Origin of the sequence: Acinetobacter sp. YH12239, assembly GCF_013417635.1 — a bacterium.
Taxonomy (GTDB): Bacteria; Pseudomonadota; Gammaproteobacteria; order Pseudomonadales; family Moraxellaceae; genus Acinetobacter.
In genome coordinates this window covers 25,691-50,164 of record NZ_VPDP01000015.1, presented here as the reverse complement: position 1 = coordinate 50,164, position 24,474 = coordinate 25,691, and the positions used below count along the sequence as shown (strand labels likewise).

Sequence of the window (24,474 nt, the reverse complement as noted above, 5' to 3'; positions counted from 1 at the left end):
CATGAAATTTAGATTTTACCGTGACACTGCTTGTATTTTAAACCAGAACCACATGGACAAGGTGCATTACGGCTTTGAGGTGGCGTAATCTCAACTTCATTCTGATCCAATTCTTGAGTATTAACTGTTTGCTCACCTGTTAAACCATCAACTTCAGCATGAGAAAGTGAAAGTTGCATCGCTTCAGCTTGAGCTTGCTGCTGTGCTTCCATTTCTGCCAGCTCTTCAGGCGTTGGTAAACGTACTAATGAAAGATCTGTCACAACATCAGACTTAATGACAGCTAACATATTTACAAACAGATTGAATGCTTCTTTCTTATATTCCTGCTCAGGATTCTTTTGCGCATAACCGCGTAAATGAATACCTTGACGTAAATAATCCATCGCTGCTAAATGATCTTTCCAGTGGCGATCTAAAGAACTTAACATAAAGTTTCGTTCTAACACTGCTGCAGATTCAGCACCCATTTGTTCACGACGTGCACGATAACGTTGTAAAACCTCATCAGTGATACGACGTGCTAATGCTTCTTCATCTAATCGACGATCTTGGTCCAACCATTGCTGTACAGGAAGATCAATATTAAAGTCTGAGCGTAATGCAGATTCAAGACCTGGTACATCCCACTGATCATGAATAGATTCAGGTGGGATATACGTTTCAATCACCCCTTTCATCACTTCTTCATGCATTGACTCGATATATTCTTGCAAAGTACTTTCTGCCAGAATTTCATCACGCTGTGAGTAAATAATTTTACGTTGTTCGTTATTTACATCATCATACTTCAACAGGTTCTTACGAATATCGAAGTTACGCGCTTCAACTTTACGTTGCGCATTTTCAATCGAACGAGATACCATTTTATGTTCAATGGCTTCATTTTCTTGCAGACCCATTGCACGCATCATTGCGACGACACGATCACCCGCAAAGATACGCATCAAATCATCTTCTAACGATAAGAAGAAACGCGAAACACCTGGATCACCTTGACGACCTGAACGACCACGTAACTGGTTATCAATACGACGAGATTCATGACGTTCAGAACCAATAATATGTAAACCACCAGAATTCAGCACCAGTTGGTTATTTTGTTCCCATTCTGCTTTTAAACGTGCTTCATCTTCAGGAGTTGGATTTTCAATTTTCGCCAGTTTCGCTTTCCAGTTACCACCGAGCAAGATATCCGTACCACGCCCTGCCATGTTGGTCGCAATAGTCACGGCACGTGGAGAGCCGGCTTGTGCAATAATATCCGCTTCACGCTCATGCTGTTTGGCATTCAGTACTTCGTGTGCGATACCCGCTTCTTTCAGTTTATCCGATAAGATTTCAGAAGCTTCAATTGTTGCCGTACCAATCAAAATCGGTGCAACACCAGCTTCATGAATTTTCTTAATTTCTTCAATAATCGCATTGTATTTACCATTACGATTCAAATAAATTAAGTCATTCAGATCTTTACGAATCATTGGACGATGGGTTGGAATCAACACCACATCTAAGCCATAAATTTCTTTCATTTCAGCAGCTTCAGTATCTGCTGTACCTGTCATACCTGAAAGTTTACGGTATAAACGGAAATAGTTTTGGAATGTGGTCGTTGCAAGCGTTTGGTTTTCAGGTTGAATCTCTAAACCTTCTTTCGCTTCTACCGCTTGATGTAAACCTTCAGACCAACGACGACCAGGCATCGTACGACCTGTATTTTCGTCGACAATAATCACTTCACCGTCATGGACAATATAATGCACGTTACGTTGATACAAGTAATGTGCGCGAATAGAAGCTGTCACATGATGAACAAGATTTAAGTTGGCTGCAGAATATAGACTCTCACCTTCTGCCAATAATCCCATCGCAATAAGTTCACTTTCAATGGCTTCAAAACCAGCTTCTGTGATTTCGACTGAACGTTGCTTTTCATCGATCCAGAAGTGCCCACCATCTGCAACTTTTTCTTCTTTTTGAGCATGTAACTTTGGCGGAATCGCATTCATTGCCGCGTAAAGTTGTGAGGAATCTTCGCTTTGACCCGAAATAATAAGTGGAGTACGTGCTTCGTCAATTAAGATTGAGTCAACCTCATCGATAATCGCATAGGCAAGACCACGTTGTTTTTTCTCGGCTAACGAGAACACCATATTGTCACGAAGATAGTCGAAACCAAATTCGTTGTTTGTACCGTAGGTAATGTCTGCTCGATAAGCTTCTGCTTTTTCGACAGGATTCTGCATGGAGTAGATCACCCCAACAGATAATCCCAAAAATTCATAAAGTGGACGGTTTAACTCAGCATCACGTTGCGCCAGATAATCATTGACAGTAATAACGTGAACACCTTGTTCACTAATTGCATTTAAATATACAGCCAAAGTACCCATTAGGGTTTTACCTTCACCTGTACGCATTTCTGCAATTTTACCTTCATGTAGGGTAATACCACCAATCAACTGTACGTCATAATGACGCATACCCATAATACGCTTACCAGCTTCACGACATACTGCGAAAGCTTCTGGTAACAAGCGATCAAGACTTTCGCCGTTTTTATAACGTTGTTTGAATTCTTCTGTTTTTGCAGATAAGTCTGCATCACTTAACACAGATATCGTCGGCTCGAGCGCATTGATCTTCTCGACAATTTTACGCATACGCTTCAATTCGCGCTCGTTTTTAGTACCGAAGATTCCTCCGATCAGACTTGCCAACATATAGACTCTCTAAAACTTACTTATCAAAATGATTTTTCTCAAACGTTATTATGGTGCTAGAAATTTGAAGTACAAGGGTTTTAAACAAATGCAATAAAAAATTTCTGGATTATTTTCCATGACGCATGAGCAACGGCGAGTTAATGTAGCAAATTTGATCAAAAATATATATCGTTCAAATTCAAATTTATGAACGTTTATTTGCCTTCAGACATTCAAATAAATCTGTTTTTTTCATAACTAAATAAAAAAACACTATTTTTAATTATAAAGAGTTTCCGCCATATTAATTTCAGCACATTAAGGTTTTGATAAAAATAGAGGTTTATATGGCATTACGTTTAGGTGACACTGCTCCAGACTTTGAACAGCAATCAAGTGAAGGAGTAATTAATTTTTATGATTTTTTAGGAGAGCATTGGGGCGTTTTATTTTCACACCCTGCCGACTACACTCCCGTATGTACGACGGAATTAGGTTTTACAGCAAAACTAAAAGACGAGTTTGAAAAACGTAATGTTAAAGCGATTGCTCTCTCTGTAGATGATGTTGAATCACATCATGGTTGGATTAAAGATATCAATGAAACTCAGTCTACCACGGTAAATTTCCCAATCATTGCTGATCAGGATCGTAAAGTTTCGACTTTATATGATTTCATCCATCCCAATGCCAGCGAGACCCTAACCGTCCGATCTCTTGTGATCATTGATCCAAATAAAAAAGTACGCTTGATTATTACTTATCCAGCGTCAACTGGTCGCAATTTCCATGAAATTTTACGTGTTATAGATTCATTACAGTTAACAGATAGCTATAAAGTGGCAACCCCTGCAAACTGGCAACATGGTGAAGATGTTGTGATTGTTCCCTCTATTAAAGACGAAAATGAAATTCAACAACGCTTCCCTAAAGGGTACAGGGCAGTGACACCTTATTTACGTTTAACACCTCAACCTGATCGTGATTAATTTTGACGAGCCATCAAGTTTCAGCGTTCAGCCTATCCTCAGATAGGCTTTTTTTTGATTATGGCTTATATTCTTTAACATATTGATTTAAAAAAGTATTCAAATTATAGTTTGAATCCTTTTTTCTAAAACAAAGCAAGAAACTATTGACGCTTATCCAGTGGTACCCAATCAATCACCCATGCTGATTTCATATTTAAACTTGCATCACTGTTAATTTTCTTACGTAACGCATCTGCCGAATCACGATCTTTAGATGGACCAACCATAATTCGAATACCTTTCGACGTTGGACTCTTCGTTACCTTATATCCTTTGGCACGAAGCTTAGCCGCAAGCGCATCTGCATTCGCCTCATTCGCAGCCAATGCCACTTGAACCATCCATTGACGATCTCCATTTTCCAGCAGATCACGAGCTTTTTCTGCCTCAGCTTTTTTCTTCGCTTCTTCAGCAGCTTTGCGTTTTTTCTCTTCTGCAGCTTTTTTATCAGCTTCAGCTTTCTTCTTCGCTTCTTCTGCTTTACGTTTTTCCTCAGCAGCTTTTTGCTCTGCTGCTTTCTTTTCAGCTGCACGTTTTTCTGCTTCGGCTTTACGCTTTTGTTCTTCTGAGGATTTCGCCTGTTGTTCTTTTTGCTCAGCTAAACGCTTCTGTTCAGCTATGCGTTTTTCTTCAGCCAAACGCTTTTGCTTTTCAGCTTCATCCTCAACCAGTTCAGGAGGAATATTGTCTGAACTTTGCTGAGCAGCGTTTCGACGAGCATTCATTGCAGCATATTCTTCAGCAGCGCGACGTGCGGCTTCAGCTTCGGCCTCTTGTTGCATTCTTAAATATTCAGCAGCACGAGCCTCTTGCTCTGCCACAGCTTTCTCACGAGCACGTCGTTGCTCTTCAAGTAAACGCTTTTCAGTTTCCACATCAACTGTGAGAGGTTGAAGTTGTACTGCTTCAGGTTCATTATTTTTTTGTTGAACAGCTTCAACCGGTTGTTCAACATTATTTTGGTGAATCTCTTCTTTACCTTTTAGAAGTAATGCTGCCAATAAAACACCACCACCCAATAAAACAACACCACCCATCCAGCGTTGTTTGTTATTCATTGACATTCTCTAAATACTCCCAGACCGCTTCTAAGGTATGAAACGAACCACACACCAAAATCAGCTGATTATTTTTTGTTTCTTCAAGTGCTGATTTAAATGCGACCTGTACATTTGAATACTGTTGTACTGTCTCACCTTGAAGCGCTGACTCTAATTGTTTTAATGGTGCTGCACGAGGCACATCCATCGGCGCAATTTTCCACATTAATACCGTGTTTTTCAATAAATTAACGACTGAATCTATATCTTTATCCGCTAACATCGAAAACACAGCGATAACTTCTGTGTACTGTTTATTGTATTCTAAATAATTTCGCAATTGCTTTAACAAAAATTCTACACCATGCGGATTATGTCCCGCATCGAAAATCACTGTTTTTCCTGAGATTTCCCTTATTTCAAATCGACCTTGTAAATGTGCTTGAATAATACCCTGCTCTAGTGCAGTTTGAGAAACTTTCAATCCACTGACCAATAATGCAGCCACGGCAGTAGAAATATTATCTAGGGCCAACTGACCACATGGTAATTTTAAGGTCAGTGCTGAACTTGAAAATGTCCAAGTTTTACCATCATCATTTGCTTGATAAAAATAATCCTGATTTAGACATGACAGCGTCGCATTACATGCAATGACTTTATCCTGTATTGATGTTGGAAGTATTTGTTGCCCACCAAAAATGACTGGAATATCTGGACGAATAATACCCGCTTTCTCAAAAGCAATTTTTTCAATGGTGTCACCCAGCCAATCTGTGTGATCCAATCCAATATTGGTAATGACCGCAACATTTGGATTAACGACATTCACAACATCCAAACGTCCCCCTAGTCCAACTTCCAATACCCAAACATCACATTTCTGTTGTTTAAAGATGACAAAAGCTGCAAGGGTTGTTGCTTCAAAGAAAGATAAACTTAAATCACATTCACGTCGTGCTTGATCAACTTGAACGAATGCTTCGATCAGAAGCTCATCTGAAACTTCCTGACCTGCGAGTTTTACACGCTCATTGAAACGATAGATATGCGGAGATTGATAGAGACCGACTTGATATCCTTGAGCATTCAGAATAGAAGCTAAGGTTGTGGTTGTTGAACCCTTACCATTCGTACCAGCGACAGTAATGACTTTCGCTTGCGGGTGTGTAACGCCCAATTTTTCAGCCACAGGAATGACGCGTTCAAGCCCTAAATCAATTCCTGTAACGTGAACATGGCTCCAATAATCGAGCCATGTTTGTAAACTATCTGTACTGAGTGGAGCAGTGAGGTTCAAGGCAAATTCATCAATTTCGCTACGATACGATAAACTGTATCACGTAATGCATGACGATGAACAATTTGATCGACTACACCATGATCAAGCAAGAATTCAGCACGTTGAAACGGCTCTTCTAACTTTTCGCGTACAGTCTGTTCAATGACACGTTTACCAGCAAAACCAATCATTGCTTTAGGCTCAGCAATATGCACATCACCCAACATGGCTAAAGATGCGGTCACACCACCATATACTGGATGAGTTAATACAACAATGTACGGAATACGAGCATCTTTCATTTTTTGAATCGCAGCTGATGTACGTGCCATTTGCATTAAAGAAAGCATTCCTTCTTGCATACGAGCACCACCAGAGGCAGCAAAACAAATCATTGGCTGTTTGGTTTCAATCGCACGCTCTGCTGCTTGTACAAATCGATCACCAACTACCGTACCCATTGAACCGCCCATGAAATCAAATTCAAATGCACAAGCGATTAATGATAAACCTTTGATTTGTCCTTCCATCACTACGAGTGCTTCAGTTTCGCCAGTTTTCTCTTGTGCTTCTTTCATACGCACAGGATAAGCTTTGCTATCCACAAACTTGAGTGGGTCTTTTGCAACAAACTCTTGACCTAATTCTTTTGCGGTTTGATCAAAGAACCAATTTAAGCGGTCACGTGCTTTCATTTTTAAATGCTCATCACATTGAGGACAAACATAAGCATTGAAAGACATCGCCGTACGAGTCACCAGAGCATGACATTCTGGACATTCAATCGTAGGCTCAGTAAACGTCGCTTTTAACGATTGCTGTTGATCAGGGATTTGAATACCTGGTACTGAACGATCTGTCCAAGGTGTTGCAGGTGCTAAAGTTTTCCCTGATTTAACTTCTTGATTCATACTAACTCATCGAGCGCTGCTCGAAGCTCCTTGACTTTATTGACCGCCTGTTCAACTGCTTGATCAGGAGTTGTCTGTGCAAATGGTTTAACAAAAGCACTACCAACAATGACCGCATCCGCTGCGCTTCCGATTGCTTTTGCAGAGGCTGCATCACTAATACCAAAACCTACACCAACAGGTACATCCGTCATCGACTTGATTTTTTCGATGCGTTGAGCAGCTTCATTCACATCTAAAGTCGCTGCACCTGTTACACCCTTCAAAGACACGTAGTAAATAAAACCACTCGCTTGATTAGCGACATGTTGAATACGTTGATCTGTAGATGTTGGCGCCAACAAGAAGATCTGATCCATATCAAACTTTTTCAAGACAACATCGAGCGCTTGTGCTTCTTCAGGTGGTAAGTCCACCAAAAGAATACCGTCCACACCACAGTCATGAGCAGTTGATACAAATTTTTCATATCCAATGACTTCTACAGGATTCAAATAACCCATCAACACCACTGGTGTATCTGTGTCCTTTTCGCGGAATTGCTTGACCATTTCCAATGCATCCAATGTATTTGTACCAGCTGCCAATGCTCTCTCAGCCGCAAGTGCAATCACTGGACCATCGGCCATTGGATCTGAAAATGGTAAGCCAAGTTCAATTACATCCACACCTGCTTCCACCATTTGATGTAACAAAGGAACCGTTACGTGTGGATGAGGGTCACCTGCCATGACATAAGAAACTAGAGCCTTACGCTGTTGAGATTTAAGCTGTGCAAATCGTGTGGCTAAACGTGACATAGGGATGTACTTTCCTTGAATTGTATAGAATTGAGGAGTTGGTTTTGTAAAATACAAGACGGCCCATTGTAACGCTATTTTTTACTCATTGAACAGAGTGTGATGAAAAGCACCAAACACTCTTTTCAGTTAAGTATTCCAAGTGCATATTTATCAATGTTTTGATTTTTTTAACAATGATCAAAAAGCTCGATTTTTTCTGTTTTTTCTAAATCATGAATATTTATATGAACTTATGTTTATTGATTAAAAGTGTTTAAAAACAAATAGCTTAGCACTTACATTTTAACTTTTCTGAATTAGCCAAAGCTGTTCTATACTATACATGCTTACTCTTTTATTTCTTATGTTATGACCACAATTTCCCCAGGCAAAGCTTCTCCGCGAGCGCTTGCCCTTCTACCGCTTATTGTGTTTTTAGCCATTTTTTTGGGCAGCGGTATTTATCACACTCTGATTGGCACTGAGTTTGCCTTCTACCAAATTAAAGCCCCGATTGCTGCTATCCCCGCCCTTATTCTTGCGGTATTACTTTATCGTGGCAAATTAAATACAGGTATAGATGAGTTTCTCCGTGGGGCAAGCCATCCTAATCTTATTTTAATGTTTATGGTCTTTATGCTGGCAGGTGCTTTTGCCAGTATTAGTAGTGCCATTGGTAGTGTTGATGCAACAGTACAATTAGGTTTATCTCTCATTCCTTCGGCTTTTGTCCTGCCAATGCTCTTTGTTATTTCAGCGTTTATTGCTACCGCGATGGGAACCTCAATGGGTACTATCGCTGCTTGTGCGCCGATCGCATTTGGCTTCACGCAAGTCACCGATATAAATCCTGTTGTTGCGATTGGTGCTGTGGTTGGAGGAGCCATGTTTGGTGATAACTTGTCTATGATTTCAGATACCACTATCGCTGCAACTCGTAGCCAACGTGTAGAACTAAAGGATAAATTTAAAGTCAATGTATGGATTGCAGTACCAGCAGCGCTTTTCACGATTTTGATTTATTTTGTGATGAGTCGTGATACGCAACAAATTTCTTTCAATGACTATAATTTTTGGCTGATTTTGCCTTATTTAGCCGTATTTGCTTTGGCTTTTAGCCGATTACATGTGTTGGCTGTACTTATGCTGGGCATTGTTATGTCTGGACTCGTCGGTCTGATTCAAGCCCCTGACTTTAACCTACTTAAATTAAATAATGCGATTTACGATGGCTTTTTGGGCATGTTTGAAGTCGCATTGCTTTCAATGTTACTCGGTGGTATTTCTGCCCTTATGCGAAAAGAAGGTGGCTTAGAGTGGCTAATACAACGCATTTATCAACTTACGCGTTTATTCAAAGTAGGAACGCAAAGAGCTGGTGAAATCGGAATCTGCCTTCTGGTAATCTTGTCTAATTTCTTTGTGGCAAATAATACGGTTGCCATTATTCTATCTGGCGATATGGCACGTGAAGTTGCTAAAGAATATGGTGTTGACCCAAAACGCTCGGCTGCTTTGTTGGATATTTTTTCTTGTGTTGTTCAAGGCTTAATTCCGTTTGGCGCACAATTATTATTGGCGTGTTCAATTGCAAAATTATCGCCAATGGAAATGATCCAAAACGTTTATTACTGTTGGATCTTAGCGGTGATTGCTATACTCTCCATTGCTTTTAGATATCCCAAAATACAGATGAATCAAATTTAGACTGGCATAAAAATAGAGTCTTTAAAGGTAAGCTAGATGCTTACCTTTTTTATTTTTATGTTCTAACTTAGATTATGACGATGAATTGGACGTTGTTTAAGTTGTTTTTTATACTGCAACAGCGTTATTCCATTATACATTTTAAATGCTCTAGCAAGCGCAGACTGATCTGAGTAACCGAGTTGCACTGCGATATCCGTTAACTCTTGCCCCTGATTTAATAGGCGCTCACATTGTGACATCCGTTCTTGCTCAAGTATGCGTTTAAATGATGTTCCACGATCTTTTAATTGTCGTTGCAAAGTCCTCACCGACAAACATAATTCTGTCGCAATATCTTCAATCTTTGGCGCTTCGTGACGAATACGCAAATACTCAGCAATAATTAAATGGAGTTGCCGATCAAGACTCGACTGCACGGGTTTAGATGCAATCGCTTCTTCTGCTTGTTGAACCAACAATTGCATAAGTGAAGGATCTGCTTGTTGTGGTTTTAGCTGCAACCCCTGCGTGCGAATTTGAAACTGATATTCAACTTGGCTGAACTCTACCTGACAACCATAGAACTTTTGATATTCATACAATGGTGCAATCGCTTCGTGCGCCATGATCACTTTATACAGTGGAAAGGTATCATGCACTAATATTTGCTTTGCCAATGAGACCATCATGGCATTCGTCAACTCATTGATAAAATTATAGTCATCACAAATAAACGGCCAGCTTAAAATCAGTATTTCACCGTTCTGGTGAATCTGCATGGGTGTAATCTCTTCACCATCAATCACCAAGCGGCTAAATCTTAAAATATAGTTCAGTGCTTCCGCCACCGTCTCACTTCGTGTCGCCATATATCCAAGCACACCAAAATGCTCAGGCTTCACATATTGAGCCATTTCAAAAATATAATTGGCGCGATTCAAATAAACCTGCGTGAGAGAGTTAAGTTTTAAGAAAAAAGAATAAGAGGATTGCATGGCAATCGGTGCTGCCAAAATCTTATTCAGCGTATCAACATCCTGATTTAATGCAGTCTTTATCTCTTTATCGAGCTGTTTCACTTGAATAAATGTTTGCCATAAATGGAAATATCCATTGGGTATTTGAATATCTTTCACGATGCACTATTCCTTTAGGCAAAATTGACTTTATTCATTTTCATTTGTCGTAAAATGTATAAAAAATGGCAAGTACTGTCAAAACAATCAGACCAATGCCATACATACTTAAACGATCTAAAGCGGATGAATGAAAATAAGATGAACGCATTGGTAAAATATCAGGTTGATCCTGTCGTACGCACGAATCTCAATTTCAAGCTCTCAGAAATTCCTCGTTTTTGGTTTGGTGGAGATCCATTCAAAACCCGTATGTTTGATGCATTGAGTCTAACTTTCCCAGATGGAGAGCGCTACTTCATTGAATCAGTTCGATTATTTAGAGATAAAATCAAAGACCCTGAATTACAAAAACGAGTCGCAGATTTTATTCGACAAGAAGCACAGCATGGAATTGCGCATGACAAGATGAATCAGGTCATGAAAGATCAAGGTATGCCTGTCGATCAATTTATTAAGGTTCTTAACAAAATTTTTAAATTCGAACTGACACGTCGTTCACCTCAATATAATATTGCCATGACTGCTGCAGCCGAACACTTAACTGCATTAATGGCTGATACTTTTTATAGTCAAAAAGCAACCCTTGAAGATGCTCACCCCTATGTGCGCGCGCTTTTAGCATGGCATGCTATCGAAGAGATGGAGCATCGTGATGTGGCTTTTGATGTCATGAAACAAGTCGGTGATGTTCCAGAACTTACTCGACAATTTGCTTTGGCATTTACAACTTTCATGATGCTTGGATTTACAACTTATCGTGCCAATATCATGTTGAAGTATGACGGATTTAGTCGTTTAGACCGTTTCAAAATGACCGTCAAAGGACTTCCATGGTTTATCGGTCGAAATGGCATGTTAACGAGAATGAAAGGTCCATACCTAGATTGGTTTAATAAAGACTTCCATCCAAGCCAACATCCTGTGATTGCCCAATATGATGTCTGGGTAAAAACATTAGCCGAGACCAATGATCCAATTCAAGCTGGTGAAGCATTCTGGCAAGCAGCTCGATAATATTCCTATTGCCGGCTGGATCATTTTTATTCGGATGATTTAGCCGACATTACTTACAGTTTTGATCTCCTTCTCTCTCTTCTTTTGTCCTGTAGAGATAATGACCTCAATGTGATTTTTTTACATACTTGTTCTTTCTGCATAAGTGATAAAAATAAAATGAATGCAATTACCACATACCATCCAGTGATTCGTAAGCACCTTGATTTCCGACTCAACGAAGTACCACGATTTTGGTTTAACAACGATCCTTTTAAAACACGTGTATTTGATGCTTTGAGTTTGACATTTCCAGATGGAGAACGATATTTCATACAGTGTGTCCGACTATTTCAACCGCATATTCAAGATCCTGTCTTAGCCAAACGTGTGAAAGACTTTATTCAACAAGAAGCGCAACACGGTATTGCCCATGACAAAATGAATAAAATTTTAATTGAGCAAGGTATGCCGATTGAAAAATATATTCATCAAGTCAATCAACGTTTCAAACATGCGTTAAAAAGGTATCCTGATCGTTTTAATATTGCGATCACCGCTTCATGCGAACACTTAACCGCTTTAATGGCAACGACCTTTTTCAGTCATAAAAGTACGATGGCCCATGCACATCCTTTTGTCCGTGGTTTATTTGCATGGCATAGTATTGAAGAAATGGAACATCGCGATGTTGCTTATGATGTTATGATCGAGGTAGCGCAGACTTCAAACCTTACACGTTATACCGCCTTGGTTTTAGTTACGCTTATGATGTTTGGATTTACTATGCAAAGAACACATGGACTTCTCAAACAAGATGGTTTTAGTCGAATTGAAAGGTTAAAAATGTTTGCTCAAGGCTTGAAATGGTTGCTTGGAAAAGATGGCATTTTAACGGCAAAAAAACGAGAATATTTAGACTGGTTTAAACCTGATTTCCACCCAAACCAACACCCTATTATTCATCAATACCAAGTTTGGGTTGATACGCTCGCTGAAACTCAAGATCCAATTCAAGCAGGTGAAGCTTTTTGGCAAGCTGCGATATAAAAAAGAATGTAAAAAAAGTCCGATCAATCGGACTTTTTTGTTGTTATGACGCCATTACCATTTAGCGTAATGTTGCTCTAATAGTCCATACTCTTGATTAAGCTCAATATGCTGACCATCATCTGAAATAATAAAACCCGTAATTTTAGATTGCCACTGACTGAACTGGCTGCCTACCATTCTAAGATTAAGATTTTCATAACGGCGCCAGCCTGTTTCAATGGTCAATTGTAATTTGTCATCCATAGATCGTATGGTCCACATCTGATCATTTTGCATTTCAAAAAGAACATCCGTCAACGCATAAAGGCGTCCATTAATCCACAAACAATTTTCATTCCCAAAACTTTCATTCACGCCAGAGGCAAGATTCAAACCCACACGATTTCCTTGCGCATCCCAAAAATTTGAAGATAGCCAAAACCAAGCCGTTTCAGGTCTTAGAAATCCGCAAGTATCATCAAGCGAAGCAAAAGTTCGTGAGTTAAATTCAATTTTTTCTTTTTGTTTATTAATGAAATACCCTTCAACGGCCAATGTAGTTAGTTTCTGAGTATAGGTCCAACCATTAATCCCAGTAGGACTGCACATCGACAAAGGATCTGTTCCAGCACAAAAGATTCGCGCGGACAGTTTTTCTTCACCATGTTTGATCACTTTGATATAACGAACACCATTGGCATGTTGGATATCGAGTTGGATTTTTCCATGTTGAAAATGGCTATGATTAAATAGTGGCTGTTCATCTAGAACCGTACTGTGTGCCAATACATTAATCGCGTTCCACTCGACGACTTGTCCGGTGTTATGGTCATAGATATAGATGAAACCATGTCCCGCCCAAGCGATATCGACGATAGCCATCCCAATACTGTATTGCTGATGTTGGATACTACAAAACTTAAATTTCTTATATTTAAGTTTTTTTCTCCACCCTTTGAGCACTTTGCCATATGGCGTTTTATAAATATATTTTGAAACAGAAATTGCGCTTGGCAATTCTGTAAAACGCCCATAGCGTGGTTGACCATTTACTTGAATTAAATCCATTGGGACTCAGCCTAATTTCATTCCATGACAATTATAGACTTTAGTCTAAAGCATTTCATTTACTGTGTGAAAGCATAGATTAAAGAACCGATAAAGATCGGTTCTTTTTTCTCATATATTCAATACCTTGACTACCAGTTCCCTTCACCCAGTGTTTGGCCGATATAATGATACTGTGCCTTGGATCTTGAAAATTTAATTGGACAAGCCAACTGTTTTTCTACCTCATTTGCATCTTTCCTTAGAGGTACATCTACTGTCCAAGCACGATGTTGAGCCAAGTCTGACGTCAGAGCTTCATCTAGATTTAACACAGGTTCTACACATACGTCTAATTCAGAAAATGTTTTACGCCATACATCAAAACTTTTTTCCCTGATTTTATCAGTGATCGCAGCCTTGACTGCTTTTCGATCTTCAACATCAAATGAAGTTCCTTTTTCCAATAAGATAGGCAGTTCTAATATAGTTGCCAGACCTGTCATAAATTGAGGCTCTAGACTCCCAATTGAGATATAGCGCCCGTCTTGCGTTTGATAATAGTCATAAAATGTTCCCCCATTCAGATGTTCATTTTCAGGGTATTGATTCTGTCCACCTGCAAGTACAGCTGCCGCAGCCATATTGTTTAAGGTCACCGCACAATCCGTCATGGAGATATCAATATATTGACCTAAACCGCTTCGTTGCCTTTCAATCACGGCTGTTAAAATGCCGATCACTGCGTGTAAAGAACCGCCTGCGACATCAGCAATTTGAATCCCCATAGGTGGTGGTCCACTTTCCTGCCGACCTGAATGCCCAGCAATCCCTGAGAGCGATACATAATTAATGTCATGTCCCGCTTTATCTTTATAAGGACCTGTTTGCCCATATCCTGTTATTGAACAATAAATCAGACGTGGGTTTATTTCAGATAAAGTTTGATAGTCGAGTCCTAAACGTCGCATCACTTCAGGACGGAACTGCTCAATCACGATATCGTATTCTGAAATTTTTGATTTAATGAGTTCAATACTCTGACTATCTTTTAAATCTAGGGCAATCGACTGCTTGTTACGATTCAAATAACTGTGCGCCGTGGCTTGACCATTTGCATAAGGTGGCAACATTCTGACAAGGTCTGGTCGATTTGGTGACTCTATATGGACCACCTCTGCCCCTAGATCTGCTAAGTACAAGGTTGCAAAAGGTCCGGGTAATAATGTGGAAAAATCTAAAACTTTCAATCCCTTTAATGCAGCTGTCATTGTTATTTTCACCAAGAATATGTTGATTTTTCACCCATAATAGAAATATAAAACAAGATTAACAATGTCATGTTCAGCCATTTACCTTGATCATTTCGGCAATTTATGATGTAAAAGAGCAATTACTCTAGTGATAATTGCCAATTAAATTATTTTTTGTGTCATTTAGGTCAAGTAGCAGTGAACATCAAAGAGACTGAAGGATTTAACATGAGTCGCGATACGATAAGTATCCATTTTGTGAATGCAGCCCTGACTGGGGTAAAACGTCTAGGGATGGATGTTGACACTTTACTTTCACATGTCGGCATTGAAGCTGAACTACTCCGCCAACCTAAAGCACGTATTTCTCCTGAGCAGTACACACGCTTTGTTAAAATGCTGTGGATGGTCACCCAAGATGAACACGTTGGTTTTGATATCCAGCCACGTCGCTTAGGGACCTTTGCGATCATGTGTCAATTGATCATACATGCCAAAACTTTAGGTGATGCGCTTGAGTTATCATCACAGTTCTATAAGTTATTCGGTGATGAGTGGTCTGTGACTTTAGAGCGCGATAAACATGAAGCACGCTTAGTTCCACTCATTCCAAAAACAATGGATCCTGACCATTTCATTACTGAAAGTATGCTCATGATCTGGCATGGTTTGGCCTCGTGGCTTATTGAGCGTCGCATCCCCTTAGAGCGTGTACATTTTTCTTATCCACGCCCACAACATGCAGATGAATATGATGCGTTATTTTTTGCGCCAGTAATCCAATTTGATTCAGCTCGTACTGAAATCACATTTGCTGCAGACTACTTAGATCTTCCAATTCGCCAAGATGAAAACACCTTGGAAGAGTTTCTAAAAGGTGCTCCAGCGAAACTGTTGGTGAAATTCAAAAATACCAATTCGCTCACATCACGTATTCGTGAAGTATTAAAGAGTCAAATTGGTGAAGAAATGCCAACATTAAATGATGTTGCAGCCATGCTCTATTTATCACCACAGACGCTTCGCCGTCGCTTAGCTGCTGAAGGTAAGAGCTATCAAGGTGTGAAAGATGCTTTGCGTCGAGACGCCGCAATTCACTTATTGTTAAACCCATCTTTAACTTTAGAAGATGTTGCACAACAAGTCGGCTTTAGTGAAACCAGTACCTTCCACCGAGCATTTAAAAAGTGGACAGGTGTCACACCAGGACTGTATCGTCAATTACATGGTTATCATTAATTTATTCAAACATAAAAAAGTCTGACATTGTTCAGGCTTTTTTTTACATATGGATTTAAGCGCTTATTTATTTAACAAAAATATTCAAGTTGAAATTAAAATATTCGGAATATTCAAAGGAATAATAAGATGACACTTACTGCAATCCTAATATCAATTTTGATTGGAATAACAATTTATTTTTAAAGTGTAAAATCACACAGTTATCGACCTCAAGCTGATATACAGTACACTTATAATATTGTCGGAGAAAATGCATATTAAAAAAAATTTACTTAAAATAGCTGGTCAAAAAAAAGCTGTATCTAAATTTCATGAATGTACTGCTCATGTTCTGTCAGAGCCATTTAACCAATACGATCCAAATGCAATCAAAGTTGAAATCAACGGATTAACATTTGGCTATTTAAGTAAATTAGAAGCACAAAAGCTGAAAGGACAGATTATCAATAAAAAAGTACCCGCTGTAATTAACAGTGGTTGGTCTGTTGATGAAGATGATGAAGGCTCTTATGGTGTAAAGCTTGCCATATCAAACGCCTAAGATTTGATATAGCAAAATTATAATCTAAGCATTCGCTTTATTAATTTTTAACATTCATTAAAAAACTTTTCATTTCGCAATCTAAAACATTTAATTTTTAAGTGACCAAAAATATCAAACGACTCATCCGTTCTCGTCATTGCACAATCACATAGATCATCTACACTCAAAACACCATAACAATTTCAACCTATAAAAAAGGAACTATTATGAGCGAGGCTTACATCATTGATGCCATTCGCACACCACGCGGAAAAGGAAAAAAAGATGGTTCTTTACATGAAGTAAAACCAATCACATTACTCACAACGCTGTTAAATGAACTTCAAACTCGCCATCAACTCGATACTTCTAAAGTCGATGACATCGTACTGGGTTGTGTAACTCCAATTGGTGATCAAGGCGGTGATATCGCTAAAACTGCTGCAATTGCTGCAGGCTGGAATGATGATGTAGCAGGCGTTCAAATCAACCGTTTTTGTGCTTCAGGACTAGAAGCTGTCAATCTTGCTGCACAGAAAGTTCGTTCAGGCTGGGAAGATGTTGTCGTTGCAGGTGGTGTAGAGTCAATGTCGCGTATTCCAATGGGCTCCGATGGTGGGCCATGGGCACTCGATCCAGAAACAAACCTGAAATCTACCTTTGTTCCACAAGGGATTGGTGCTGATTTAATCGCAACTTTAGATGGATACTCTCGTGCTGATGTAGATGCTTTTGCTGCAGATTCACAAAAGAAAGCAGCAGCGGCTCAAGCGAATGGTTACTTCAATAAATCAGTTGTACCAGTAAAAGATAAAGCTGGGGTTGTCGTTTTAGATAAAGACGAGTTCATCAAACCAACGACCACCGTTGAAGGCTTAGCCAAATTAAATCCAAGCTTTGAAATGATGGGTGGTATGGGATTTGATGCAGTCGCATTACAAAAATATCCAGAAGCTCAGAAGATTAATCACGTTCACCATGCAGGAAACTCTTCAGGCATTGTAGACGGCGCTGCTGTTGTTCTACTTGCATCTGAAAAAGCGGTTCAAGAACAAGGCTTAAAACCACGTGCCAAAGTATTAGCAACTGCGCTTGTCGGAACTGATCCAACAATCATGTTAACTGGTCCAGCACCTGCGGCACGCAAAGCTTTGGAAAAAGCTGGCTTAACCATTGATGATATCGATTTATTTGAAGTGAACGAGGCGTTTGCGGCTGTAGTAATGCGCTTTATTAATGAACTCAATGTCGATCCTGCAAAAGTCAATGTAAATGGTGGTGCAATTGCAATGGGTCATCCACTCGGTGCGACAGGTGCCATGATTTTAGGTACGTTGCTCGATGAACTTGAGCGTCAAGGTAAAAAACGTGGCTTGGCTACACTGTGTGTAGGTGGTGGTATGGGTATCGCAACGATCATTGAATTGGTATAAGGAGAAGAATAATGAGTGCAATTCAATTTGAAAAAAATGCTGATGGCATTGTTATTCTCACCTTAGACTCACCTAATCAGTCTGCCAATACCATGAATGCAGATTTCCGAGTTGCTTTGGAAGAGACGGTAACAAAACTGAAAGCCGAATCTGGCATTACAGGTATCATTTTTAAATCTGCAAAGAAAACCTTTTTTGCAGGCGGTGATTTGGATGAGTTGATTCAAGCTCAACCAGAACACGCCACTGAATTCTTTGGCATGATCCAAAAAATGAAAGCGGAATTCCGCTATATTGAAACCTTGGGTGTACCTGTTGTTGCTGCATTAAATGGAACAGCGCTCGGTGGTGGTTGGGAAATCGCACTAGGCTGTCATGCTCGTATTGCATTAAATGATCCTAAAGCGAAATTTGGTCTACCTGAAGTTACCTTAGGATTGTTACCAGGTGGCGGTGGTATCGTGCGTATGGTACGACTGCTCGGCTTGCAGAATGCTTTTCCTTTCTTGATGGAAGGTAAACAATTTGGTGTAGAAAAAGCAAAATCTCTAGGCTTAATTCAAGATACGGCTGATTCTGAACAAGAGCTCATGGATAAAGCGATTGCTTGGGTTAAAGCAAATCCAAAATCTCAACAACCATTCGATGTTAAAGGATACAAAATTCCAGGTGGTACGCCATCATCACCTCAAGTGGCTCAAGTCCTTGCGATTGCACCAGCAATGTTGCGTGACAAAACAAAAGGTTGCTATCCAGCCCCTGAAGCCATTATGGCTGCTGCCGTTGAAGGTGCTCAGGTAGATGTTGATACTGCATTAACTATTGAGTCTCGCTATTTTACGTATCTGGCAACTGGTCAAGTTGCGAAAAACATGATTGGTACTTTCTGGCATGGACTGAATGCAATCAAATCGGGTGAAAGCCGCCCTAAAGAGCCTGCAAAATGGCAAGCGACCAAAGTAGGTGTTTTAGGCGCTGGAATGATGGGGGCTGGCATTGCCTACTCGACAGCGATTAAGGGGATTCAAGTCGTCCTTAAAGATGTATCGATTGAAAATGCAGAAAAAGGTAAGGCGTATAGTCAAAAACTGTTAGATAAGCGTGTTTCACAAGGTCGAATGACTGCTGAAAAGCGCGAACAAATTTTATCTCTCATTACCCCTACAGCAAATGCATCCGATCTACAAGGCTGTGATTTAATCATTGAAGCTGTATTCGAAAATCAAGAACTCAAAGCCAAAGTAACTCATGAAGCTGAGCAATATTTGGTTGACGGCGGTGTGATGGCTTCTAATACATCCACCTTACCGATCACAGGTCTTGCAACAGCAAGTAAAGATGCGAAAAACTTTATTGGACTGCATTTCTTTAGCCCTGTTGATAAAATGCAGTTGGTTGAAATTATTAAAGGTAAAGAGACTTCAGCTGAGACACTAGCTAAAGCCTATGATTATGTTCAACAAATTGGAAAAACACCTATCGTTGTGAATGATAGTCGTGGTTTCTTCACCAGCCGCGTATTTGGTACTTTTGTCAACGAAGGTTTGCGTTTACTGGCTGAGGGAGTACATCCAGCCAAAATTGAAATGGCTGCTTTAAAAGCAGGTATGCCAGTCGGTCCATTAGCAATCCAAGATGAAGTCGCATTAACCTTGTCTGAGCATGTGACCAACGAAACGCGTAAAGCGCTTCAGGCTGAAGGCAAAGATTTACCACACTCCCCTGCTGAAGATGTTTTAAAGCAAATGATCCATGAGTTTGGGCGTAAAGGCAAAGCTGCTGGTGCTGGTTTTTATGAATATCCAGAAAGTGGTAAAAAATACCTTTGGGATGGTTTAAACCATTGGACGAAAGAAACAGATATTTCTGAACAAGAAATGATTGATCGCTTCCTATTTGTTCAATCCTTGGATACGCTGCGCTGTTTGGAAGAAGGCGTTTTAGAGTCTGTCATTGATGGAAATATCGGTTCTATTTTTGGCATAGGATTCGCACCTTGGACTGGCGGCGCTTTACAGTTCCTCAATCAATATGGACTCGCACAAACGCTTGAGCGCGCGAATCAGCTTGAAGCGAAGTATGGTGAGCGTTTTAAAGCACCTCAACTCCTCAAGGACAAAGTTCAGTCTGGTCAATCAATCTGATTGATATAAATTAAAAACCTCTCTTCGGAGAGGTTTTTTCAATCTAAAGTAACTGGAAATCCCTTAAAAGTCTTAATCTCTTTGAGCGTAAACATGCTCTGCATTTCCTTGATACCAGGGAGTCTTCTAATTGTTTTCATAGCAAAATCTGCATAAGTATCGAGATCTCGAGACACAACTTGAAGCAAAAAATCTGCATCTCCGCCAATACTATAACAAGCGACTACGTTATCTAACTCTAGAACCTTTTCTTCAAATTTTTTGGCTTCAACTTCACTATGTCTATCAATTGACACTCGTATAAAGACCATTACACCCAAATTAATTTTTCTTCTATCAAGGTTAACACCATATCCTTTGATAATTTTTTCGTCTTCTAATCGTTTAACACGACGCCAACATGGTGATGGAGAAATACCGACTTGTTCTGCCAGTATTTGATTGGTCACTCTTGAATCTTGCTGAAGTAGTCTTAAAATTTTTTTATCAAATCTATCAAAGTTCATAATGAAAATTTTAACCTTTTTTATTTTATTTATAGAAAGGATATACCTCAATCAGTAGAAAAGACAAGCGAAAACGATCACTTTGTGCTTTGTATTTAATTGAAAATGTTCTTACCTTCATAAATAACAAGATATCCATGTTTGTAGAACAAAACTTTTGCACTTATGTTTTAGCTCTGACTATTGCTGCCGCTGTACCCGGGCCAGGTATGATTACAATTCTAATTAATACAATTAAAAATACCAAAATGCATGGCTGGTTTACTCTATTTGGATTAATCACAGGTGATTTCTTATATTTAACCTTATCTCTTATCTTTATTAAATTTCTTCACCAATTTATAAATCCTAAAATTATTCAGATCATTATCATCATTGGTGCATTTTATTTACTATACATAGCAATACAAATTTGGGCATCCAATGTCCGTGAAATGAACCAAAATCATTTCAACTTTTCACCGACAAATAAAAAAATTTACAAAACCTCCTATGGACAAGGCCTACTTGTCACAATGAGCAATCCTAAAACGATGACGTTTTACATTGCACTATTACCCCCATTTCTTTCCTCCAATACCATGTTCAGTTTAGAGCAGATCTTTAGTGTATATGTCGCGACAATGTTCGTCTTAGTTTTGATTGGAGGACTGTATATTTCTTTGGCTATCATCATTATGAAATATTTATGTTCTCAAAGAAAAATGGATATCATTATGAAATTATTAGCATCAATTATGGCATTTATATCACTAAGCCTGATCTATTCGAACATTTCAGCTTTTACATAGTGATCATTAAAATATGCTTATAAATACAACAATATTTTGTTGTGAACATTTCTATACTTCTATTCTGTGTTATAAAGTAACATATTCTCAGATTCATTTTACCCAACTTGGTATAGCATTATGACTGATCATTCTTCACCAGAAAAATCTCCTTGGGGTTGGAAAGCGCTAATTATCGCGATCATTTTAAGTATTATATTTATGGTGATTTTCTATGTCGCCATTGAAAATGAACCTGACTATATGCCAAGTAAACAACGAACAGAAACCAGTGAACATCATGCATTCAAAGCATCACCTGTGATGTCTGAAGAAGCAGCAGCAAAAATCGAAGCCAACAAAGCTGCTCAAGCCAGTGCAACTGAACACAATATGACTGAAGAAGAACACGCAGCAATGGGCGAACACAGTCATACACATGATGGTGAATCAGGTTCACATAGTCATTGATATTTGTGATGAAAAAACGGAGCATTGGCTCCGTTTTTTATTCAAGCTGCATCGTCATATAAACATGAGGAATACCACAATCTAAGTATTCCTTACCTTGGGGCTCAAACCCTAAACGTTGATAAAATGGTAATGCATGAACTTGAGCAGAAAGATTCAAGGTTGGTCGCTTTTCCCTTTGAGCAAACTCAATTATAAATTTCATGAGCTCAAACCCAACACCTTTTCCTCGATAAGCCTTTATGACTGCTACCCTGCCTATACTATGATTTTGAAGTAGTCGAGCCGTGGCGATTGCCTCATCTTCATGGAAAACAACAAAATGAATCGATGTCTCATCTTCCATATCCCATTCGTCTTCAGGTGAAATTTGTTGTTCCAGAATAAATACTTGCTCTCGTATCTGCATCGCGTAGAACTTTAATTGCGACCATGAACCTACTTGAACATCGAAGACATTACTCATATGTTAATTCCCAAAGGTGTATTAGCACTTTTCACCAATATTTTGTTGCTCCCACTCACCTTTTAGAAGCAACTCTAATGAGTGCTTTTGAATACCATACATATTTTTTAATGCAATGATTTGATCCAACACTTGCTGATCTGGTGCGTTAAAGTCTTTGCGCTTGGTGGCTAAAATCATTTTATTTTTACTGGTATGCTCCAAAGCCACAAATTCAAAAACTTTTGTCTCGTAACCATAGGCTTTTAACAATAGCGCTCGAATTGTATCTGTCAGCATTTCAGCTTGTTGCCCCTCATGAATACCAAACTGCAACATTGGTTTTAGTACAGAGGGACTTTGCATTTGAGGTCGCAACTCTTTGTGGCAGCACGGCGCGCACATAATCATTTGCGCATTCAATCGAATACCGGTATGAATCGCAAAATCAGTTGCTACATCACAGGCATGCAACGCAATCATGACATCGAGTTTTTCAGGCGAGTAAGTTCGTACATCTCCTTGGAAAAAATCTAAATGCTTAAAATCTGATTTACGAGCAACATCTTGACAGAATTGAACCATTTTCTCGTTCAGTTCCACACCTGTTACATAAGGCTTGTAATCATTTTTTTGTAAATAGTCATACAGTGCAAAGGTGAGATAACCTTTACCTGAGCCAAAATCGACAACGTTGAGCTGCTGATCAACTTGAATTTGGTTTAATGCACCGGAACAGATCTCAACAAATTTATTAATCTGTTTCCACTTACGCGCCATGCTGGGAATAATTTGTTCTTTTTGATCCGTAATACCCAACGGTTGAAGAAAATAACTTTCTTGCTCAACAAAACGGTGTTTTTGACGATCGTGTGATTTTTCAATAATCTTGGAGGCTGAAGCCTTTTTACTTTGAGTTAAGATCGCTTTTTTCTTATTTTTCTTGAGCTGTAACTCGCTGTCCAATGTAAAAAGATTGGCTTGTTTGCATTCACTGACTAAGTTACTTACCAACGGATCAGCTTCATCAATTGGAAAATTTTTGGTCACATCTTGAGTTTTAAAGCGATACAGAACATTCAGCATCCATTCATCTTGTAATCGAATCATGCGTATAGTCATCTTCTCTAAAGCCTCTATCTCGCCCTGATATTGACTAAGAATCATACGATCAAAACGCTGAGATGCTAAAGCTTGATGAAATGCTTCAAGAAATTGTTGCTCTTGTGGGGTGGAAGATGCCGAAACGGTCATAAACAGTGCCAAAAAAAGAAATGCTATTAAATTTTAATGCGTCTTACGCGAAAAGCAAAATTCAATTACGATACAGGTGTATAATTAAATGTGTAAGTGAACAATGAAAGCATCTCATGCTTCGTATGATCCATTAGAAGAAAAAATTAATTTCATCAGTCATGCCATTGGTGCTGTCTTGGCCGTCATCGGTGCCATTTTATTGATTATAAAAGGTGCTGCTTATCCTTTGGCGCAATGGATCGGGCTTTGGGTCTATGGACTCAGTTTAGTTCTACTCTTTACGGCATCTAGTCTTTATCATTTTGCGGAAACACCTGAGCGTCGGGGTTGGTTTAAAAAATTGGACCACACGGCTATTTATTATCTCATCGCAGGAACATACACGCCTTTTCTATCTATAGCTTTACCAACGCAAAAAGCTCACTATTTATTAATTGCGCTTTGGGTAATTGCGGCGATTGGCACTTTATTCAAATTGGTATTTATTCACCATTTTCAAAAAATATCGCTTTTTGCCTATCTCGCAATGGGATGGTTAGCATTACTTGTGATTGATGATATGCGCACATATTTATCTGATCAAAGTTTAACCTTACTTATAATTGGTGGCCTTGCTTACACCATAGGCGCATTGTTTTATGCTTTAAAAAAGGTAAGATACACTCACGCTATCTGGCATATTTTTGTATTGATAGGTGCAGGATCACATTTCCTGTCTATTTATCTTTACGTGCTATAACCACTTTAACTACATCGTCTAGCAACCCTAACACCGTAGA

The 24,474-nt window shown here is 39.2% G+C and carries 22 protein-coding genes; 11 read left to right on the top strand and 11 right to left on the bottom strand.

Annotated elements, in window-relative coordinates:
- Positions 1 to 8: 8 nt before the first annotated feature.
- On the bottom strand, positions 9 to 2,723 hold the full coding sequence (gene secA / locus FTV17_RS12195; protein ID WP_035267914.1) for a preprotein translocase subunit SecA: 2,715 nt from the start codon (positions 2,721 to 2,723) through the stop codon (positions 9 to 11).
- A gap of 329 nt (positions 2,724 to 3,052) precedes the next feature.
- Between secA and FTV17_RS12190 the strand changes: the two genes are divergently transcribed.
- Entirely contained in the window at positions 3,053 to 3,694 is a 642-nt protein-coding gene (locus tag FTV17_RS12190) for a peroxiredoxin (RefSeq protein ID WP_179999884.1), read from the top strand.
- Between the two features lie 143 nt (positions 3,695 to 3,837).
- Here FTV17_RS12190 and FTV17_RS12185 read toward each other — a convergent pair whose 3' ends face one another.
- The 4 genes from FTV17_RS12185 to trpA are packed head-to-tail and all read right to left on the bottom strand — an operon-like array spanning position 3,838 to position 7,769.
- Entirely contained in the window at positions 3,838 to 4,800 is a 963-nt protein-coding gene (locus tag FTV17_RS12185; protein ID WP_373687208.1) for an SPOR domain-containing protein, read from the bottom strand.
- Positions 4,787 to 6,076 carry a bifunctional tetrahydrofolate synthase/dihydrofolate synthase gene (folC, locus tag FTV17_RS12180; protein WP_179999880.1) on the bottom strand — a complete coding sequence of 430 codons (1,290 nt, stop codon included), beginning with the start codon at positions 6,074 to 6,076 and terminating at the stop codon, positions 4,787 to 4,789. The genes FTV17_RS12185 and folC overlap by 14 nt, the downstream gene beginning before the upstream one ends.
- The gene (gene accD / locus FTV17_RS12175; protein ID WP_035267924.1) at positions 6,073 to 6,969 is read right to left on the bottom strand and encodes an acetyl-CoA carboxylase, carboxyltransferase subunit beta; all 897 of its coding nucleotides are present in this window, start codon (positions 6,967 to 6,969) and stop codon (positions 6,073 to 6,075) included. The genes folC and accD overlap by 4 nt, the downstream gene beginning before the upstream one ends.
- Complete coding sequence (trpA, locus tag FTV17_RS12170) at positions 6,966 to 7,769, bottom strand: tryptophan synthase subunit alpha (protein WP_035267926.1); 804 nt, start codon at positions 7,767 to 7,769, stop codon at positions 6,966 to 6,968. Before trpA ends, accD begins: the two co-directional genes overlap by 4 nt.
- A gap of 351 nt (positions 7,770 to 8,120) precedes the next feature.
- Here trpA and FTV17_RS12165 point away from each other — a divergent pair, with 351 nt between their 5' ends.
- A complete protein-coding gene (locus FTV17_RS12165) occupies positions 8,121 to 9,458 on the top strand; it encodes a Na+/H+ antiporter NhaC family protein (protein WP_179999878.1) in 1,338 nt (445 codons plus the stop codon).
- Positions 9,459 to 9,520: 62 nt separating this feature from the next.
- Here the strand turns inward: FTV17_RS12165 and FTV17_RS12160 are convergent, their stop codons facing one another.
- Positions 9,521 to 10,576, bottom strand: coding sequence for an AraC family transcriptional regulator (locus tag FTV17_RS12160; RefSeq protein WP_179999876.1), 1,056 nt, complete (start codon positions 10,574 to 10,576; stop codon positions 9,521 to 9,523).
- A 141-nt stretch (positions 10,577 to 10,717) separates the two neighbouring features.
- On the opposite strand from FTV17_RS12160, the gene FTV17_RS12155 reads away from it, so the two are divergent.
- On the top strand, positions 10,718 to 11,593 hold the full coding sequence (locus tag FTV17_RS12155) for a metal-dependent hydrolase (RefSeq protein ID WP_179999874.1): 876 nt from the start codon (positions 10,718 to 10,720) through the stop codon (positions 11,591 to 11,593).
- A 159-nt stretch (positions 11,594 to 11,752) separates the two neighbouring features.
- A complete protein-coding gene (locus FTV17_RS12150; protein WP_179999872.1) occupies positions 11,753 to 12,622 on the top strand; it encodes a metal-dependent hydrolase in 870 nt (289 codons plus the stop codon).
- A gap of 54 nt (positions 12,623 to 12,676) precedes the next feature.
- Here the strand turns inward: FTV17_RS12150 and FTV17_RS12145 are convergent, their stop codons facing one another.
- Positions 12,677 to 13,672: a DUF2804 domain-containing protein gene (locus tag FTV17_RS12145; RefSeq protein WP_179999870.1), complete on the bottom strand. Its 996-nt coding sequence runs from the start codon at positions 13,670 to 13,672 to the stop codon at positions 12,677 to 12,679.
- 131 nt (positions 13,673 to 13,803) lie between these two features.
- Complete coding sequence (locus FTV17_RS12140; protein WP_179999869.1) at positions 13,804 to 14,922, bottom strand: CaiB/BaiF CoA-transferase family protein; 1,119 nt, start codon at positions 14,920 to 14,922, stop codon at positions 13,804 to 13,806.
- A gap of 210 nt (positions 14,923 to 15,132) precedes the next feature.
- On the opposite strand from FTV17_RS12140, the gene FTV17_RS12135 reads away from it, so the two are divergent.
- The 4 genes from FTV17_RS12135 (at position 15,133) to FTV17_RS12120 (ending at position 20,246) form a co-directional block, all read left to right on the top strand.
- A complete protein-coding gene (locus FTV17_RS12135) occupies positions 15,133 to 16,143 on the top strand; it encodes an AraC family transcriptional regulator (protein ID WP_092768523.1) in 1,011 nt (336 codons plus the stop codon).
- 253 nt (positions 16,144 to 16,396) lie between these two features.
- Positions 16,397 to 16,687 (top strand): hypothetical protein, encoded by a 291-nt coding sequence (locus tag FTV17_RS12130; protein ID WP_179999868.1) that lies wholly within the window; start codon positions 16,397 to 16,399, stop codon positions 16,685 to 16,687.
- 209 nt (positions 16,688 to 16,896) lie between these two features.
- Positions 16,897 to 18,102, top strand: coding sequence for an acetyl-CoA C-acetyltransferase (locus FTV17_RS12125; protein WP_035267939.1), 1,206 nt, complete (start codon positions 16,897 to 16,899; stop codon positions 18,100 to 18,102).
- Positions 18,103 to 18,113: 11 nt separating this feature from the next.
- On the top strand, positions 18,114 to 20,246 hold the full coding sequence (locus FTV17_RS12120) for a 3-hydroxyacyl-CoA dehydrogenase NAD-binding domain-containing protein (RefSeq protein WP_179999866.1): 2,133 nt from the start codon (positions 18,114 to 18,116) through the stop codon (positions 20,244 to 20,246).
- Positions 20,247 to 20,284: 38 nt separating this feature from the next.
- On the opposite strand, the gene FTV17_RS12115 is transcribed toward FTV17_RS12120, so the two are convergent.
- Positions 20,285 to 20,752 carry an Lrp/AsnC family transcriptional regulator gene (locus FTV17_RS12115; protein WP_179999864.1) on the bottom strand — a complete coding sequence of 156 codons (468 nt, stop codon included), beginning with the start codon at positions 20,750 to 20,752 and terminating at the stop codon, positions 20,285 to 20,287.
- A gap of 137 nt (positions 20,753 to 20,889) precedes the next feature.
- On the opposite strand from FTV17_RS12115, the gene FTV17_RS12110 reads away from it, so the two are divergent.
- Both FTV17_RS12110 and FTV17_RS12105 read left to right on the top strand, forming a co-directional pair.
- The gene (locus FTV17_RS12110) at positions 20,890 to 21,543 is read left to right on the top strand and encodes a LysE family translocator (RefSeq protein WP_179999862.1); all 654 of its coding nucleotides are present in this window, start codon (positions 20,890 to 20,892) and stop codon (positions 21,541 to 21,543) included.
- A gap of 120 nt (positions 21,544 to 21,663) precedes the next feature.
- On the top strand, positions 21,664 to 21,993 hold the full coding sequence (locus tag FTV17_RS12105) for a hypothetical protein (RefSeq protein ID WP_179999860.1): 330 nt from the start codon (positions 21,664 to 21,666) through the stop codon (positions 21,991 to 21,993).
- 37 nt (positions 21,994 to 22,030) lie between these two features.
- On the opposite strand, the gene FTV17_RS12100 is transcribed toward FTV17_RS12105, so the two are convergent.
- Both FTV17_RS12100 and FTV17_RS12095 read right to left on the bottom strand, forming a co-directional pair.
- On the bottom strand, positions 22,031 to 22,459 hold the full coding sequence (locus FTV17_RS12100) for a GNAT family N-acetyltransferase (protein WP_179999858.1): 429 nt from the start codon (positions 22,457 to 22,459) through the stop codon (positions 22,031 to 22,033).
- Positions 22,460 to 22,480: 21 nt separating this feature from the next.
- Positions 22,481 to 23,692, bottom strand: a complete 1,212-nt coding sequence (locus FTV17_RS12095) for an SAM-dependent methyltransferase (RefSeq protein ID WP_179999856.1) — start codon at positions 23,690 to 23,692, stop codon at positions 22,481 to 22,483.
- 103 nt (positions 23,693 to 23,795) lie between these two features.
- Here FTV17_RS12095 and FTV17_RS12090 point away from each other — a divergent pair, with 103 nt between their 5' ends.
- Positions 23,796 to 24,434, top strand: coding sequence for a hemolysin III family protein (locus FTV17_RS12090; RefSeq protein ID WP_179999854.1), 639 nt, complete (start codon positions 23,796 to 23,798; stop codon positions 24,432 to 24,434).
- Positions 24,435 to 24,474: the final 40 nt, after the last annotated feature.

What these genes read in the sequence shown, in the direction of transcription:
- secA (WP_035267914.1), bottom strand. Translation starts at nt 2,723, where the DNA reads ATGTTGGCAAGTCTGATCGGAGGAATCTTCGGTACTAAAAACGAGCGC.
- FTV17_RS12190 (WP_179999884.1), top strand. Translation starts at nt 3,053, where the DNA reads ATGGCATTACGTTTAGGTGACACTGCTCCAGACTTTGAACAGCAATCA.
- FTV17_RS12185 (WP_373687208.1), bottom strand. Translation starts at nt 4,800, where the DNA reads ATGTCAATGAATAACAAACAACGCTGGATGGGTGGTGTTGTTTTATTG.
- accD (WP_035267924.1), bottom strand. Translation starts at nt 6,969, where the DNA reads ATGAATCAAGAAGTTAAATCAGGGAAAACTTTAGCACCTGCAACACCT.
- trpA (WP_035267926.1), bottom strand. Translation starts at nt 7,769, where the DNA reads ATGTCACGTTTAGCCACACGATTTGCACAGCTTAAATCTCAACAGCGT.
- FTV17_RS12165 (WP_179999878.1), top strand. Translation starts at nt 8,121, where the DNA reads ATGACCACAATTTCCCCAGGCAAAGCTTCTCCGCGAGCGCTTGCCCTT.
- FTV17_RS12155 (WP_179999874.1), top strand. Translation starts at nt 10,718, where the DNA reads ATGAACGCATTGGTAAAATATCAGGTTGATCCTGTCGTACGCACGAAT.
- FTV17_RS12150 (WP_179999872.1), top strand. Translation starts at nt 11,753, where the DNA reads ATGAATGCAATTACCACATACCATCCAGTGATTCGTAAGCACCTTGAT.
- FTV17_RS12145 (WP_179999870.1), bottom strand. Translation starts at nt 13,672, where the DNA reads ATGGATTTAATTCAAGTAAATGGTCAACCACGCTATGGGCGTTTTACA.
- FTV17_RS12140 (WP_179999869.1), bottom strand. Translation starts at nt 14,922, where the DNA reads ATGACAGCTGCATTAAAGGGATTGAAAGTTTTAGATTTTTCCACATTA.
- FTV17_RS12135 (WP_092768523.1), top strand. Translation starts at nt 15,133, where the DNA reads ATGAGTCGCGATACGATAAGTATCCATTTTGTGAATGCAGCCCTGACT.
- FTV17_RS12130 (WP_179999868.1), top strand. Translation starts at nt 16,397, where the DNA reads ATGCATATTAAAAAAAATTTACTTAAAATAGCTGGTCAAAAAAAAGCT.
- FTV17_RS12125 (WP_035267939.1), top strand. Translation starts at nt 16,897, where the DNA reads ATGAGCGAGGCTTACATCATTGATGCCATTCGCACACCACGCGGAAAA.
- FTV17_RS12120 (WP_179999866.1), top strand. Translation starts at nt 18,114, where the DNA reads ATGAGTGCAATTCAATTTGAAAAAAATGCTGATGGCATTGTTATTCTC.
- FTV17_RS12115 (WP_179999864.1), bottom strand. Translation starts at nt 20,752, where the DNA reads ATGAACTTTGATAGATTTGATAAAAAAATTTTAAGACTACTTCAGCAA.
- FTV17_RS12110 (WP_179999862.1), top strand. Translation starts at nt 20,890, where the DNA reads ATGTTTGTAGAACAAAACTTTTGCACTTATGTTTTAGCTCTGACTATT.
- FTV17_RS12105 (WP_179999860.1), top strand. Translation starts at nt 21,664, where the DNA reads ATGACTGATCATTCTTCACCAGAAAAATCTCCTTGGGGTTGGAAAGCG.
- FTV17_RS12100 (WP_179999858.1), bottom strand. Translation starts at nt 22,459, where the DNA reads ATGAGTAATGTCTTCGATGTTCAAGTAGGTTCATGGTCGCAATTAAAG.
- FTV17_RS12095 (WP_179999856.1), bottom strand. Translation starts at nt 23,692, where the DNA reads ATGACCGTTTCGGCATCTTCCACCCCACAAGAGCAACAATTTCTTGAA.
- FTV17_RS12090 (WP_179999854.1), top strand. Translation starts at nt 23,796, where the DNA reads ATGAAAGCATCTCATGCTTCGTATGATCCATTAGAAGAAAAAATTAAT.